The following is a 15,742-nucleotide window of genomic DNA, read 5'->3' as shown; positions in this document are numbered from 1 at the left end:
TTGGCCATCAGTTCCGGAAAAAGAATCGGATTGACTGGCTAGAATAGCCTCAGGATTAGACCTCTTGCACACAGCAGAATTCAGGAGTTAGCAGTCGGGAGACAGGGCGATTTTTACCAGAGATCTACTGAGCTTGACAGGAACGAGATTGGGTCATCTGTAGAACAATAGTATCGATCGCTTTCACCAAGGACTGTCCAGAAACCCGTTGATTATTAACGATAATGCTAAATAACATCGGTCCTTGCTGGGGGTTTTCTAGATAACCCGATAAGGCCCGCACACCGGTAAGAGTGCCAGTTTTAGCGTAAACCGTGCCAGTGGCGGCCGTCTGACGCATTCGGTTTCTCAGGGTGCCACTAATTCCCGCCACAGGTAAGGAAGCATAGAAAGTATCTCGATTAGGAGAATAATACATCACCCGCAAAATTTCCACGATCGAGCGGGGAGTAGCGGTATTATGGCGGGATAATCCCGAACCATCGGCTAGACGAAAACCACTGGGATTGATGCCCAATTGTGCCAAGATGGCAGTAACATTTTTAGCACCGCCGATAAAGCGAAAAAGAGTGTCAGCGTAGAAATTATTACTTCTCTGATTAGTGATATTCACCCAATCGCGCAGGGATTTTTTCTGAATTGTCGTTTCCGGGTTCATCGCTTGTAAAGCGGCAGCCGTGGTAAATAACTTTGTATTAGAAGCAGGGATAAAATAGCGATCGGCGTTATGACTATAAATAACCGTTTGGCGATCTATAGATTCGATTAATATACCCCACTGATTGGGAGCTTGACTGATAATTTTATCGATATTTGCCCCAATCAATTGAGTACAGGTATTATCGATGTTATTGTTTTCTGGCGGGGGAACGTATAATTCTATGGATTCGTTCGACGAGGAAGGAGCGGGATAAACAGACAGATTAACTTGAGCGATGCCAGGGTAGGCCAAGGCGATAGTGGCTACACTGGCCACTGTCAGGGAATTAAGGCAATTGAGGAGTTGTTTCATGCTGTGTTTGTCTAAGAGTCTGGTTTCCGTAAGCGTTCGCACTATTGTACCAGTTGCCGCTCAAGTGTCAAAGTTACCTGTCTAACAGATTTTAGCCGCTAATTCACACCAATGCCAGAGAAGAAAGCTTGTCATAGCCCGGAACTGCACTGATATCCCTTCTCAAGACCGGTGGGAATTTTTCTGGGTTCCACAATCGTGCTATTTTGATAGCCGTGACATCGCTGCTGACAATTTGGGAATAATAAAAAGCAAAGTGTAGGAGAGATGATTCCAAAATAATGACGAATACCAGCCGTCAAACTGTGCTAGAGACGTTAAACTTACAAAAAACCTATCGGACGGGATTCTGGTTAAATAAAAAAATCGAATCCTTGAAAAACTGTACTTTAATTGTCCATGAGGGCGAAACTTTTGGATTATTAGGCCCGAACGGTGCCGGTAAAACCACGCTCTTAAAAACCCTTTTGGGGATTGTCCGACCCACTTCCGGACGGGCCTTGATTCTCGGTCAACCAATTGGCGATCGCTCGGTCAGACAACGCATCGGCTATCTTCCCGAAAATGCCTACTACTACGACTATCTTACCGGCTGGGAATTCCTACAATTAATCGGCGGCATTTTTAAGATCCCCTCTTTTCTGCAGAAAAAACGCATTCCTGAATTATTGGATTTAGTGGGATTAGACCGCAAAACTGCCCAGAAAAAGCAATTGCGTCAGTATTCTAAGGGGATGATGCAACGGATCGGTATAGCTCAAGCATTAATCAATGATCCAGAATTAGTCTTTCTCGATGAACCGATGTCGGGACTGGACCCTATCGGTCGCTATCAGGTGCGAGAAATTATTCACTCCCTCAAACAAAGGGGGAAAACAATCTTTTTTAACTCTCATATTCTCTCCGATGTGGAACAAATTTGCGATCGCATTGCCCTGTTAGCTCGGGGAGAATTACTTTGTGTCGGTTCCCTCGACCAAATTCTCGGTCGTGCTGATGTCTATCAGGTGATTGTTCAAGGTGGTAGGGAGGAGCAACTACAGCAATGGCTCCTCGGTTTGCATTGGCGCGATAATTGTTGGCACGGACAATTACAGGGAGAACCCGATGCTTTTCTGGCTGCCCTGTCTAGTATGGATGTTCGCTTGATTAGTCTTAATTTAGCTCGTGCTTCCCTAGAAGAATTTTTTATCGACCAATTACGTCAGCGCGGTATTGCCTCTAGTCAATAGGCACTCTCAGAGCAAATCCGTTTTTAATAGTAGCCAAGAAACATCCTCTCAGATTTGGTCAGGATTAATGCCCAATTCCCGCAGTTTATTGGCTAATCTTTCCGCTCGTTGTTTTTCAGCCTCTGCTCGTTGTTTTTCCTCGTTATAGCTGGTGAAAGCTTGTCCATCGGGATAAAAAAGCAACATTTCTGGTTCCCCCAACTGAAAACGAATACCTAAACGGGGACTAACCCAATTATCGAGAGTTTCCAGAATTTCTAGCTGATTTTCCCCTCTTATCCAACCACTGCCATCGTTTTTATGGGGATCATAAAGATAATACTCCTCGACCCCATAACGCTGATAAAATAGCTGTTTTTTGGCCATTTCCGTGAGGGTGTTACCCGGAGAGAGGATTTCAAAAACCACCTGGGGACTAATGTTATTTTCTAGCCATTGTCGATAGGAACCTCTTTCCCCTTTTGGTCTTCCAAAAACCACCATGATATCCGGTGCTTGACGCAGTTTATTATCATTTTCCACGGGATACCAAAGTAAATCTCCCGCAACAAAGACATCAGACTGATCGCGAAATAGCCAGTCTAAATTAGTTTTAATTGTTGTGATCCAACGAAATTGCAAGGTATTATCGGCCATAGGTTGACTATCGCTATCGGGGTAGATAATTTCAGTGACGTTAGTTTTATCTAGTTGTGAAACCATAAGACTAAGTTAAAAGTGAAAAATATAATTCTATAATAGCGGGCATTTGTATTATATAGCAATTCGTCGGCTGGGTCAGCAAGACCTCGGCCACCATCTCTTGAGAAATAGGATAAATTGTGAATTACTATATCTCGCTCCATCCTGATATTTTTCTGAAGCTGGAAGGGTATATTAAGAAAGATTCCGATTACCGCTTATTGAGATAAATCTATTATGATTATTTACTTTATTCATGGAGTGGCCACAAGAGACGCTAGTTATGCCAATAAATTAATTAAACTAATTGAAGAAGAATGTAAACGCAAAAATCAGATTATTCCCTACTGTTATGCAGGATTTTGGGGAAATGTTCTCAAAAGAACCGAAAAATTATGGCGAGATATCGAGCAAGAATTACAGACACAAAAACAAAAAAATAGTAATTTTAACTCCGAGCAATCCTTTCGCTATCAAAATTTTAGAAAAGAGTATTTATCTTATTTTATCGGTGACGCATTTAGCTATTTAGGCAGCGATCGAGGAAAACAAATTCGCCGCATTATTGCCGAGCAATTAATCGATCTTGTTCAAGCTTATCCCCAGGAAAGCGAATTACATATAGTTGCCCATTCTTTGGGTACTGTAATCCTTTGGTATCTGTTATTTTCTGAGCGTTTTGACCCGAAGGATCCCGCTCATGAGATTCGTGATCTTATCGGTAAAGAGCGGGGCAAACTTTCCCTATCTAGTGTAACAACAATGGGTTCACCGATCCCATTTTTAAATTTAACTTTAGGCATTGATACCAATCAAATTGAAAAATTTATTAGCCAGCATCAAGGCCAGCGTTTGCGCTGGAATAATCTGATCAATTCCTCCGATATTATCGCTTATCCAATTCGTCCTCTTTTTGATTCTATAACCGATGTATCCAAGATTTTAATGAGCGATTATTATCTAGAAGCGACTGGCAATATTTTTGATTCCGTAGAAATTGCTGCTGTTGTCTTAAATTCCCTTAATGCTCATACCTATTACCTAGCATCAGATAAAGTGGCTAAAAATATCGTAGAGACAATTTATTTTAATCAGCAGGATTATAATCATGGTAATAGTTACAGTAATAACACTTGTGTTGATCTTGCCATAGAAAGAATAGACAAAATATCTGGGGTGACTAAAGATGTGGTAAAAATGAAACCTTTAAAAGAAAAAATATTACTAGAAGGTAAATTTAAAGATGCCAGTGGTTATATTTATTTAATCTCAGATTTATATCGTGTGCATCATGTTTATATACAGGACAATCATCAAAATATTGTATATGCTGTATATGTGGGCTGGATTCATGTAGAGGGACTGAAAAATTCTGTCACCGAAATCGTCAGACAACTATGTTATGTCAACGATGAAGCAAAGAATAGCTAATAGCTGCGCTATACTGCCATTATTGAGATTAAACCAGCATTTATGAGTCAATCCCCCCGTATTCTAGCACTCGATTTTGATGGTGTTCTTTGTGATGGCATGATCGAGTATTTTCAGATTAGCAAACGCACCTATGAAACCCTTTGGCCGGAAACAATTCCCGAGGATTTTTTCCCGAGGTTTTCGCAACTTCGTCCCGTTATCGAAACCGGTTGGGAAATGCCTTTACTGTTGCGATCGCTCGTTCTCGGTATTCCCGACGAGGAAGCTTTAAATAATTGGCCGTCAATTGCTCAAAATCTGCTAGAAAGGGAGAAAATAGCGAAAAAAGTTCTCTCAAATGCTCTCGATGGCCTTAGGGATCGATGGATTGAGTCGGATCTAGAGTCTTGGTTAGCCTTACATCAATTTTATCAACCCGCAATCGATCGCCTAGCCTCTCTTTTAGACTCGGATTTTTTGGTTTATATTATCACTACAAAAGAAAGTCGTTTTGTCAAGCAATTGTTACAAAAAGTAGCAATTAATTTTCCTGCAGCGAGATTAATTGGCAAGGAAATTAAACAGCCGAAATACCTGACTATTCAGCAAATACTGGCTAATTTACCCGAATCTCCCGCTAATTTGTGGTTTGTCGAGGATCGTCTCGATGCTTTGGAATTAGTGGAGCAACAAGCAGATTTAAACGATGTGGGCTTATATTTAGCCGATTGGGGATATAATACCGCTCAAATGCGCCAAAAGGTCGCTCAAGATACCCGCATTAAGCTGTTATCCCTATCTCAATTTGCGGCAGATTTTACCCACTGGTAGAGTCAGTGACGACAAATATTAAAACTTCGCCTATTACCCGATGGGGTTGTTAAGCTTTCTTTATACACTTGTACTAATTGTCAATTTCTTCTACAATGGTCAAAGGTCGATATTTTAGAAATTTTGTGGAGCTATAACCAGGCGGTACCTCCTTGGGGCGAACCGTCAAAACAGAGTTTGCCGCCTCCGAGTCTCACCCGACCGCAATAATCTCGGCTTGCTCCCCAAGTATGAACATCGGGATTGAGCAGATAATCTGGGTATGCTACCACATCCTTAGAAGCGGGATTTTTATTGTCCAGAGTGCTACTATCTGACATTTGCTACAAAATAAACTACTAAAAGTTGACATTGTCAGAAAAATGCATTATTATAAGAGCGAAACCATCTCGAAATAAGATTATGCCCGATGGAGATAAAGTTCACAGTAAGCTTCCTTGGCGATATCAAAGACCGTATAAGCGTCTTTGTGAAAGTAAAACGAGTTCTCAGGAGTCTGTATGGGAACTTATGAAGGCTTTATTGCAAGATATTCGGCAAAAAGGGGATAATTTTTTAAAAACCGCTCAATTATTAGCGGAAGAGCTTGAAAATCATCTTCTGACCATTAGATTTCAGGGAAACTTAGCTCCCTTTAGAGAAGATATTGATAAATCCATCAAAAACTCTAATCTTTCGCATTATAACCAACAAATACTTATTCAAGCCAGTCGAAATCTTCTAAAAAAAATACAAAATAATATTTTAACTAATAATTTAAAAGAAGAGATGATCGCAGAATCTTTTAATATAACTCTGCGCGTAAACTTTATCGGAAAACTTCCTTTAAATCAGGCTCATTACGCTGGAGTTGATGATCAGTTGCTTCAACAACTTATCAACGAGATGATTCCAGAAATTCAATCAATCATTTATACATTATCTAAAAAAGCAAATCAACAAGGAAGTGTTAAGAATTTACGATTGCCTAGACGAAAGAATAGACAAGTTATAGGTATGGATGAAGATTTATCATGAGCAAGATTTATACATTAGAGTTTAGTTCAATTCAAAATACTCAAGGAAGGGTTTGTTTTACCGACCATGCTAGAGATCAGCAAGTTAATGTGAGTATTAATATTGATGACACGGGTTTTCAGTGTCGTCTAAAAATAGAATATCCCTCTAAAATCGCCGACTTAATTGATTTGGCAGTGGCGATTCATGGTTCGGATCGCCTTGTTAGACAGCCATTCGATCAACCTCCATGTCAAATAAAAGTAATCCTTCCAGTTCGTAATCCAGATTTGTTAAATAGTAAATTATTTCAAGAAAAGCTAGAAAAATTAATGCACTGGGCTACGGGAAGTAATTGGTGTTTTTCTTTTACAAAACGGGATGATCAAAAACGCTCTGCCGAAGAAAATACTCTATTCGATCTTCCTATTGATGTTAATGAAGTTGCACTTTGGAGCGGAGGATTAGACGCTCTCGCTGGACTTTATAACAGAATATGCGATGCTCCAAACGGTTTATTCATTTTATGCGGATCGGGTAGCAACAATATAATTTTAAAAATCCAAAAACAGACCTTTGATGCGATTGAGCGTTTATTTCCTAATCGTTTAATGTTGTATAGAGTACCTATACGTTTTTATAATAGTAAAAAATGCCCTAAAAACCCCATCTCTCGATCCCCCGGTATTGTTTTTATGTTAATTGGCTCTGCTTGTGCTTATTTAATGGGCAAGAGAGTCTTAAATATTTATGAAAATGGAATCGGTGCGATTAACCTTCCCTATCGTGATTCTGCTCTAGGTTTAGATCATACTCGTTCAGTTCATCCTAGAACATTAGTTATGGTGGGGAAGCTTATATCAATTCTCTTGGAAGAATCGTTCAAAATTGAAAATCCCTTTCTTTTTTGGACTAAAGCTCAAATGTGTCAAACGCTAGTCAAAAATCAGGCAATTGATTTAGCCTTTTTGACCAAATCTTGTGATAAATCCCTTCATCAAAATCCGAGCCAATGTGGATATTGCTCATCTTGTTTACTTAGAAAGCAGTCTCTTCTAGCTGCGGGAATTGAAGACAAAACCAAATATTATATTTCCCATGCAAGTTCTTCGATTAAGCAGAATTACTATTTATATTTAAATAATATACTCGAACAGGTTAAAACCTTGTATAATTTACTTAATACTTCTGATGAATTCAATCAACAATGGAATGCCATAACTAACCAATATCCTCAATTAGACTACGAAATTTTAGATTATTTAGAATTAAATTATTATGATTTAAGTTGCAATAATATACGGGATTTATTATTAAATCTTTATCGAAATTATATAGACGAATGGAATCGGGTGAAATCTCAAGTTCAAGCGACTATTGAGGATGACAATCATGACGAATAATATCCTCGATCGCATCAATCCCTACGACTTAGGAAAACGACTCAAACAAGCGCGAGAACAGCGCGGCATGACGCAAGAAGCGGCGGCAAAAATTATCGAGGTGGCGCGGACAACCCTAGTCGCAATTGAAAAAGGGGAGCGCCGTCTTAAATCCTCAGAATTAGTAAACCTCGCTCGCGCTTACGGTAAAAGTGTTAGTGATTTTCTTGTCTTAACCCCTCCGATTGAATCTTTCGAGGTACAATTTCGTTCCGCTTCTCGTCGTGGTGAAGCGGAAAAAACGGAAGTACAGTCTGTGATCTTGCGCTTCCAAGAATTCTGTCAAAATTACCTTGAATTAGAAGAACTAATGAAGTCGCCTTTACCCCGTAACTATCCCCCCGAATATCATCTAGATGATACTTTTCCCATTAATATTATCGCCGAAAGTATCGCCAATGCCGAAAGACAACGATTAGGTTTAGGAGATAAACCGATTTCGCTATTACGAGATATTTTAGAGCAAGAAGTAGGAATCAGAATTTTTTATCTGCCCATGCCTTCCCAATCGAAATGCTCAGAAATGTACAGTTACAATGAAACCATAGGAGCTTGTATCGCAATTAACGCTAATCACCCGCGAGAACGTCAACTGTGGTCATTAGCCCACGGTTATCTACATTTTTTAGCCCATCGTTATCAACCTGTGATTGATTATCTCGATGAATATCAAAGAATGCCTAAAAGTGAACAATTGGCGGAAGCTTTTCCGAAATATTTTCTCATGCCCACCAGTAGCTTACTGAAACGTTATAATGACATTAAACAATCGCAAGGTAAATTTACTCCTACCCATTTAATTACCTTAGCTCATTACTACGGTGTCTCGATACAAGCACTATGCTATCGATTGGAAGAAATGCAATTGCTGCCATCGGATACTTATAACAGATTAAAGGATAGTAGATTTAAAATCCGAGAAGCACAACAGGAACTAGGCTTAGAAAATAATCCTAATAAATCCTACGATTTAACTCCTACTCATTATCAACATTTAGCGATCGAGGCTTACAATCGAGAACTAATTACTGAAGGTGCTTTCGCTCATTTTTTAGGTGTTGATCGCCTAGAAGCTCGTCGGCTCGCCGAGATATTGCGTGAACCATCACAGGAATTAACCGAAGACTACAGAGATATTGATTTAACTAAAATCAAATAAGTAGGGGAGAGGCTATTAACCTTATGCTGAAGCGATCCTCCCCTATTGTTTTCGATGCCTGTTGTGTTTTTAATCTGATAGCTTCTGGTTGTTTTTTAAAAATCATTACGGCTATTCCCACTCAAATTATGATCGCGCAAACAGTTTGGGAAGAGGAATTGATTAACTTCGATCGCTTTGAAAAAAGTGACAGACTCCAGCTAGATGAATCGGTTAATAACAAAATCATCCAAATTGTTGATTTTGAATCCGAATCAGAAACTGATCTTTTTGTCAATTATGTCGCTATTTTAAAAGATGATGGAGAGTCGGCCAGCGGAGCGATCGCTATTTCCAGAGGCTGGGCAATTGCGACGGATGACAAACAGGCAACGAACTTATTTCGACGGGAAAAACCAAACCTAGAAATCCTCTCGACTCCTGAAATTCTGCAATATTGGGCGGAAAAAAATAAGATTAGCGATCAAGATTTGAAAAACGTTCTCAAATCGGTTCGAGTCAAAGGACGATATTCACCCCCGCGAGAACATCCTCTGGCGAATTGGTGGGCGAGCATTACCCAGAATTAGAAAAATACTGGTATAACTCGTCAAATTTTTAGATAATTTTGCAAAAAAACTCGATTTTATCACTCTCTCGTGCTTTAAATGTCTGATCGATCCATTGCCTCGATAGAGAAATAAAAAACATCAGAGCAAACGTCAACCGCTCAGTGGATGGTACAGGCCGAGAATACCATATCCACTCCCCGCTCACGCCCGAAACCGTAGAGACAATCCTCGGTAATCGATAGCCCGTGGGGGATCACCTTCCCTCCTCTATCCTGGTGTCAGTTCGGGTTAAGGAAATTTTGCCATGACTTCTAGAGGAGAATCAGGGTTGTTGCTTATCCCGAACTCTGGTTATCTAACTTATCGTCGTCTAACCCACCCGACATTATCTGTTATACTAAAAAGCGTAGTCGTTATGAGTTGCATTTACGGTTATGACTGTCGAGAATTTAGTCATTATTGGTTCGGGACCGGCGGGATATACGGCGGCGATTTATGCGGCGCGTGCGAACTTAAAACCCTTGATGTTTGAGGGTTTCCAAGCGGGAGGTATTCCGGGGGGACAATTGATGACCACCACAGAAGTAGAAAATTTCCCCGGTTTTCCCGAAGGAATCACCGGTCCGAAGCTGATGGAAAGAATGAAGGAACAGGCCGAAAGATGGGGGACCCAATGCTATACCGAAGATGTTATCTCGGTGGATTTAAGTCAGCGTCCTTTGACCATTCGTTCCACGGACCGGGAAGTTAAGGCCAATAGTATTATTATCGCCACAGGAGCCACTGCCAAACGCTTAGGATTACCCAGCGAGGCCCAATTCTGGAGTAACGGCATTTCCGCTTGTGCTATCTGTGACGGTGCTACACCGATATTTAGAGAGGAAAACCTCGCTGTCATCGGTGGCGGTGACTCGGCGGCGGAAGAAGCCGTATATTTAACTAAATACGGCTCTCACGTCCATTTATTGATACGCGGGGAAGCGATGCGTGCCTCGAAAGCAATGCAGGACCGGGTGTTAAATAATCCGAAAGTTACCGTTCATTTTCACACCCAAGCACTGGATGTGTTCGGTACAGGCAGTAAAATGGAGGGATTACGCATTAAAAACTCGCAAACGGGAGAAATCAGGGAATTAGCGGTTAGAGGTTTATTTTATGCCATCGGTCACACTCCCAATACTTCCCTATTCCAAGGACAACTAGAATTAGACGAGGTGGGTTATGTGAAAGTCAAACCGGGGACTGTTGCTACCAGCGTCGAGGGGGTTTTTGCCGCAGGAGATGTGCAGGACCACGAATACCGTCAGGCCATCACTGCCGCAGGTACGGGGTGTATGGCGGCGTTATTGGCAGAAAGATGGTTATCGGAGCATAATTTAATCCAAGAATACCGTCAATCAGCCACTTCTGAACATTACGAGACGAAAACCGTTAGCGAAACCCCGGCCGATACGGAGGAAACTTTTGATATTAACAAAACCCGTCACGTTGGGGGTTATGCTTTGCGGAAATTATTCCACGACGGCGATCGCTTGTTAATGGTAAAATATGTTTCTCCCACCTGTGGCCCCTGTAAAACCCTGAAACCGATTTTAGATAAAGTGGTCGATGAGTACGATGGCAAAATTTATTTTGTGGAAATTGACATCGAAGCTGACCCGGAAATTGCCAAAATGGGTCAAGTAACTGGGACTCCCACGGTACAATTCTTTAAGGACCGGGAATTAGTCAAGGAAATGCGCGGAGTCAAACAAAAAAGCGATTTTCGTCAAGTAATTGAAAGTTATCAATAATCAGTTATCAATAATCAGTTATCAGTTATCAGCTTCTGAAGGCAAAAGGCAAAAGGCAAAAGAAAGAATCTGGCAATTCTCTTCCCTAAAAATAAGGTTAGAAACTAAGTAGATCAAAGCTTTTAGCTTAATAAATTATGTTTTAGATTCGGTCGAGTTATCAGATGTGAGTTTTTCGTTTACTGTTTACTGAAAAATCTCCCCACACCCCACACCCAATTCCCTAATTCATAATTCATAATTCATAATTCCCTATGCTAGAGGCTTTACAATTTGATTTTATGCGCCATGCGATTGCCGCAGGAATATTAGTTAGTATTGCCTGTGGGATTGTCGGTACTTTGGTAGTAGTTAATCGCGTGGTTTTTATCAGTGGGGGAATCGCTCACGCTGCCTATGGAGGGATAGGAATCGGTTATTTTTTGGGGATTAATCCTGTGGTGGGGGCGATATTTTTTACCTTTTTTTCGGCTTTAGGCATGGGGTTTTTACAGCGTCGCATCCGCGAGAGAGCCGATACTTTAATCGGGGTGATGTGGGCGATTGGTATGGCGATTGGGGTAATTTTTATTGATTTAACCCCCGGGTATAAAGCTGATTTAATGAGTTATCTTTTTGGTAGTATTTTAACTGTACCGAGGGATGATTTATGGATAATGGCGGGCATAGATATATTAATTATAGCCTTAGTTAGTATCTTTTATAAGGAGTTATTAGCCATATCTTTTGATGAAACCTTTGCGATTATTCGTAATATTCCCGTGGAGGTAATTTATTTGGGTTTAATGGGAATAACCGCTTTAACTATTGTGGCAGTAATGCAGGTGGTGGGATTAATTATGGTAATTGCTTTGTTAACTATTCCCGCCGCTATCAGTGGACAATTTGTTAAAAATATGAAGGGAATGATGGTCCTAGCGATTATCTTAGGAATTGTCTTTACTTTGGTTGGTTTATGGTTATCCTATAGTTTAAATCTCACCTCGGGGGCGACAATTATTTTAGTGGCAGGATTGGGTTATTTAATCAGTCTTGCTTGGAAACCTTTCATCCTCACTATCACCAGAAAAATAGCTAATCTTTAAAGCTCTCCCCTAGTTGTGGTGATATAGCATTTATCTTAATAGTGAGGTATGAGGTTTTTATTTTGGGAAGACAGGAGCCGGTCGTTAATACCAAGTTAGGTTATACTTCATATTTATGAGAAACACCCTAATTTAAAGAAAAAATACCAAATCCGTGTTAATCGCAATGATGATGAAATCCCGAAAGATATACTGTAACTAGATTTATCGATAAATTTGGTCAGCGGATTTGGTAAAATCAAGTAATTAATCGAGTTCATCAAACAAAAGTTCCTCTAGAATCGGTCCCATACCGTCATCATCGGGGGAAACTAATTCAACTTTCCCGTCCGCATCACCGACGGCTAAGAATAACAAAGGAGCAAGGGGACTGTAAATCGAGTATTTTTGGTCTTCGGAAAAGAAACTGGCGAGAAATTGCAATTCTTCCGGCTCTGATGACGAGGAAGGTTCATCGCTATCGATTTCTAAACTGAGAACATTATCTTCTTCTAGGGGCGGTAATTCACCACTAACAGTTAAAGTGTGAGCAGTGGGTTTGAGCAATAGGTCTAATTCTGCTAAAACTGCCTTAGCATCGGCGAAAATCCGCTCAATTTCCTCACTATCTTCGATTAAGAAGGCATCAGATTCGTCTTCCTCCGATTCCTCGTCCCAAGCTAGAATCATCACCGGGGTATCCACGGGGACAAGAAGCATATAGGTAAGGTCATCGGTTTCATAGGCATTCTCAATATAACAGTCTAGCGATCGACCTTGCTCATCCCAGAGGGTTATGACATCCGCTTCTTCGAGTTCGTTTTCTTGAAAATTAAATTGAGGGGACATAGGCTCTCAAACGCTAATGATTGAATCAGAATATCATGAGATGCTCCTCAATCAAGCCAAGAATTCCGGTGCAAATGTTGAAAACCCTGTACATCAGTTAAATTGTATTGTAGGGGCGTGATGGTGATAAAATTCTCGCCAATAGCGCGTACATCCGTAGGCACTTGCGGGGGTAAATGGCTGTAGTCCGGTTGTTCGATATCTTCCACCACTTCCCCAATTAACCAGTAATAACTTTTACCCCTGGGGTCGAGTCTTTTCTCGAAGGTTTCCTCGTAGCGTCGCAATCCCTGCCTAGTGATTTTCACTCCCTTGATTTCGGCACTACTAACCGGAGGGACGTTGACATTGAGTAAAGTGGGAACAGGAAAAGGGTTAAGGGTAACTTTTCTGACTAAAGTGAGGGCAAAATCCGCAGCTGGTTGGAAATCACAAGCTTTAAAACTGGCCAGACTAACAGCAATACTGGGAATACCTTCGATTAATCCCTCCATGGCCGCGGAAACCGTGCCAGAATAGAGGATATCGGTGCCGAGATTAGACCCGTGGTTAATGCCAGCTAAAACCAAATCGGGAGGCTCTTTGAGGACGGCACTAAGGGCAAATTTCACCGAATCGGCCGGAGTTCCCGAACAGGACCAGGCAATCACCTCGGGATGAAAAATTCCTTCCACCTGTTCGGCTCGGATGGGATGGTGTAGGGTTAAGCCATGACCAGTAGCAGAGCGCTCGCCGTCGGGACAAACTACGGTGACTTGATGACCGGCGGCAGCGAGGGTGTTGGCAAGGGTGCGGACTCCTAGCGCGGAAATACCGTCATCGTTACTGATAAGTAATTTTAAAGAGCGATCGCTAGTCATGGGAAATTTCTGCTCTACTGCGCCGGCTAGTGGTATAATGTAATAGTATTTTATCGTGGGTACGTAGCTCAGAGGATAGAGCACCAGGTTCCGGTCCTGGGTGTCGGGGGTTCGACTCCCTCCGTACTCGTTCAGTTATCAGTAATCAGTTATCAGTTATCAGATGTGATACTAAATCTGTTTATTATGGGCTGCTTATGAGGAGAGGCACTCATGCAAGAGGGAATAAATAATCGGTTTTTAATCACCTGATTTAGTATCAGTTTTCAGTCAATAGTCTTGAGCGATAAGCTCGCGGCTGCCTTTTTACTGTTTACTGATTACTGTTTACTGTTTACTGATAACTGATTACTGTAACAGGTTTTGGTACGCTTTGAGGGTGGCAGTTTTGACGCTTTCGGGGACGAGGGGAAAGGTACTTAATATATGCTGAAATTCTATCTCATTTAATTCATACAAGTGGCCTACTATTGCATCTAGTTTCGCTCTAATTGCCATTCTTTCTCCTTCTTCTGTTACTCCATTTTTATGGGAACCTATCCCCACTTCTTTCGCTAATTCGTCAAATTCTTCGCTTATACAAATCAATTTTGCTGCCTTTTCTACTATCTCCTCAAAGTATTTATCTCCCTCTTTTAATCGGGGGATAGGTAGTTGATATATGTAGAAAAAATTTAGGTTTTGACTAACTTTTTGTCTGAGCATCCAATCAATTAAAAAGCTGTTTAAAATGGTAACAATGAAAAATTTGAATCCCTCATTTTCTCGAAAATTATTTTGTTCATACTCACTAATAGATAACGAATTTCCGCAAAAAACTGATTTAGGTATCAGACTAGAAATTAAAGAGCGTTCGTTTGTACTTGATGAAACTGACCGAAATCCTAAACGATAGGTTTGATAGTCTAAGATTTGACCTTTATCGACTTCACCGCGTTTTAATAAAGCTTGTCTTGCTTCCTTTTCATCTAACCAGTATTTCGGTAAAGCATACCGATGGGTGAATTGATGAATCATTTTTCCTTCGTAGAGGGGTAGTCTTCCTTCTGCGGGTTCAGTTTTAAATAAATAACTATCATTAGTCATGTGAAATTCTGATGTTAACTTGAGATTCCATGTATCGGGAAGGGTTTCTCCTAGCAGGGGAAAACGAGACATTTTTTCGGCAATTTGAATATCTATATCCTGTTTAAATTCCATTACCGAGAGGGAATCGGGGGATAGTTTGCGGATTAAGTTAGTTGAAATTTGCACTTGTTCATCTTTATTATACAAAAATATTTCTAATTCATTCTTACTAATTGCCTCTCTAGGATTAATGCGAAAAACAGCATTAAAAACATCGGTATTTTTACCTTTAGCAAAATCAAATAAACAGAATTTGAAACGATGGTCAACTCCTTCAAAAATAAATCTTTCATTGGATAAACCGAATAGAGTCCCTAACTGACAATGAGAAAATAACATTTCTCGCAGTTGCTTGGTTCCTAAATCGGTATAAATCCCACTGGGAATAATAATTCCACAGTAACCCTGGGGATGGAGGAGATTAAAACATTGTTCAACAAAAAGCTTATAGAGATTAATATCCGTCCCTTGCTTTTTACCATTCACAATAGAGATTTGATTTTTGTATTGTTCCGAGGAACGAAAATAGAGACTAACGTGGGGGTATTGACTTTGATATTCTAACCATGCTTGAGCGATTTCGGGATTAGTTATAGCAAAGAGCGGGATAGTTAGGACATAATAGAGAAAAAGAAATGAGGAGAAGCTTTCATGGCAGCACCCTATAGTGATGATTTAAGACAGAAAGCAGTGAGTGCCGTAGAGCGAGGGGAGAAAAAAAGCCATGTCTG

Annotated in this window: 14 protein-coding genes, 1 tRNA gene and 1 pseudogene; 10 read left to right on the top strand and 6 right to left on the bottom strand. The window is 40.6% G+C overall.

Annotation, left to right across the window (positions count from 1 at the left end):
• Positions 1-124: 124 nt before the first annotated feature.
• Complete coding sequence (gene dacB, locus IM473_RS20950) at positions 125-1,012, bottom strand: D-alanyl-D-alanine carboxypeptidase/D-alanyl-D-alanine endopeptidase (protein ID WP_287660721.1); 888 nt, start codon at positions 1,010-1,012, stop codon at positions 125-127.
• Between the two features lie 281 nt (positions 1,013-1,293).
• Here dacB and IM473_RS20945 point away from each other — a divergent pair, with 281 nt between their 5' ends.
• Complete coding sequence (locus tag IM473_RS20945) at positions 1,294-2,244, top strand: ABC transporter ATP-binding protein (protein WP_287660720.1); 951 nt, start codon at positions 1,294-1,296, stop codon at positions 2,242-2,244.
• A 48-nt stretch (positions 2,245-2,292) separates the two neighbouring features.
• On the opposite strand, the gene IM473_RS20940 is transcribed toward IM473_RS20945, so the two are convergent.
• Complete coding sequence (locus IM473_RS20940; protein ID WP_287660719.1) at positions 2,293-2,946, bottom strand: Uma2 family endonuclease; 654 nt, start codon at positions 2,944-2,946, stop codon at positions 2,293-2,295.
• Between the two features lie 216 nt (positions 2,947-3,162).
• Here IM473_RS20940 and IM473_RS20935 point away from each other — a divergent pair, with 216 nt between their 5' ends.
• Positions 3,163-4,356 (top strand): lipase family protein, encoded by a 1,194-nt coding sequence (locus IM473_RS20935; RefSeq protein ID WP_287660718.1) that lies wholly within the window; start codon positions 3,163-3,165, stop codon positions 4,354-4,356.
• Positions 4,357-4,398: 42 nt separating this feature from the next.
• Positions 4,399-5,169 (top strand): HAD family hydrolase, encoded by a 771-nt coding sequence (locus IM473_RS20930; protein ID WP_287660717.1) that lies wholly within the window; start codon positions 4,399-4,401, stop codon positions 5,167-5,169.
• A 131-nt stretch (positions 5,170-5,300) separates the two neighbouring features.
• On the opposite strand, the gene IM473_RS20925 is transcribed toward IM473_RS20930, so the two are convergent.
• Positions 5,301-5,489: a hypothetical protein gene (locus IM473_RS20925; protein WP_002778256.1), complete on the bottom strand. Its 189-nt coding sequence runs from the start codon at positions 5,487-5,489 to the stop codon at positions 5,301-5,303.
• Positions 5,490-5,571: 82 nt separating this feature from the next.
• Between IM473_RS20925 and IM473_RS20920 the strand changes: the two genes are divergently transcribed.
• The 6 genes from IM473_RS20920 (at position 5,572) to IM473_RS20895 (ending at position 12,195) form a co-directional block, all read left to right on the top strand.
• Complete coding sequence (locus IM473_RS20920) at positions 5,572-6,186, top strand: hypothetical protein (RefSeq protein ID WP_287660716.1); 615 nt, start codon at positions 5,572-5,574, stop codon at positions 6,184-6,186.
• Positions 6,183-7,568, top strand: coding sequence for a 7-cyano-7-deazaguanine synthase (locus IM473_RS20915; RefSeq protein ID WP_287660715.1), 1,386 nt, complete (start codon positions 6,183-6,185; stop codon positions 7,566-7,568). The genes IM473_RS20920 and IM473_RS20915 overlap by 4 nt, the downstream gene beginning before the upstream one ends.
• Positions 7,558-8,766: an XRE family transcriptional regulator gene (locus IM473_RS20910; RefSeq protein ID WP_287660714.1), complete on the top strand. Its 1,209-nt coding sequence runs from the start codon at positions 7,558-7,560 to the stop codon at positions 8,764-8,766. Before IM473_RS20915 ends, IM473_RS20910 begins: the two co-directional genes overlap by 11 nt.
• Positions 8,767-8,789: 23 nt before the next feature.
• Positions 8,790-9,335: a PIN domain-containing protein gene (locus IM473_RS20905; RefSeq protein WP_287660713.1), complete on the top strand. Its 546-nt coding sequence runs from the start codon at positions 8,790-8,792 to the stop codon at positions 9,333-9,335.
• Between the two features lie 416 nt (positions 9,336-9,751).
• Positions 9,752-11,110 carry a thioredoxin-disulfide reductase gene (trxB, locus tag IM473_RS20900; RefSeq protein WP_287660712.1) on the top strand — a complete coding sequence of 453 codons (1,359 nt, stop codon included), beginning with the start codon at positions 9,752-9,754 and terminating at the stop codon, positions 11,108-11,110.
• A gap of 254 nt (positions 11,111-11,364) precedes the next feature.
• Positions 11,365-12,195 (top strand): metal ABC transporter permease, encoded by an 831-nt coding sequence (locus IM473_RS20895; RefSeq protein ID WP_287660711.1) that lies wholly within the window; start codon positions 11,365-11,367, stop codon positions 12,193-12,195.
• A gap of 246 nt (positions 12,196-12,441) precedes the next feature.
• On the opposite strand, the gene IM473_RS20890 is transcribed toward IM473_RS20895, so the two are convergent.
• Together IM473_RS20890 and surE are read right to left on the bottom strand one after the other, a co-directional pair.
• Positions 12,442-13,023, bottom strand: coding sequence for a DUF3727 domain-containing protein (locus IM473_RS20890; protein ID WP_287660710.1), 582 nt, complete (start codon positions 13,021-13,023; stop codon positions 12,442-12,444).
• A 47-nt stretch (positions 13,024-13,070) separates the two neighbouring features.
• Entirely contained in the window at positions 13,071-13,883 is an 813-nt protein-coding gene (gene surE, locus IM473_RS20885; RefSeq protein WP_002755425.1) for a 5'/3'-nucleotidase SurE, read from the bottom strand.
• Between the two features lie 57 nt (positions 13,884-13,940).
• Here surE and IM473_RS20880 point away from each other — a divergent pair.
• Positions 13,941-14,013: transfer RNA gene (locus tag IM473_RS20880), tRNA-Arg, on the top strand.
• A 218-nt stretch (positions 14,014-14,231) separates the two neighbouring features.
• Here IM473_RS20880 and IM473_RS20875 read toward each other — a convergent pair.
• A pseudogene (locus IM473_RS20875) lies at positions 14,232-15,605 on the bottom strand (Eco57I restriction-modification methylase domain-containing protein); the annotation flags it as partial.
• Positions 15,606-15,742 lie beyond the last annotated feature (137 nt).

The organism is Microcystis sp. M015S2 (assembly GCF_020245945.1).
In the GTDB taxonomy this organism is placed as follows: Bacteria; Cyanobacteriota; Cyanobacteriia; order Cyanobacteriales; family Microcystaceae; genus Microcystis.
Note: the sequence above shows the minus strand (reverse complement) of the source record. Positions and strands in the feature narration are given on the sequence as shown.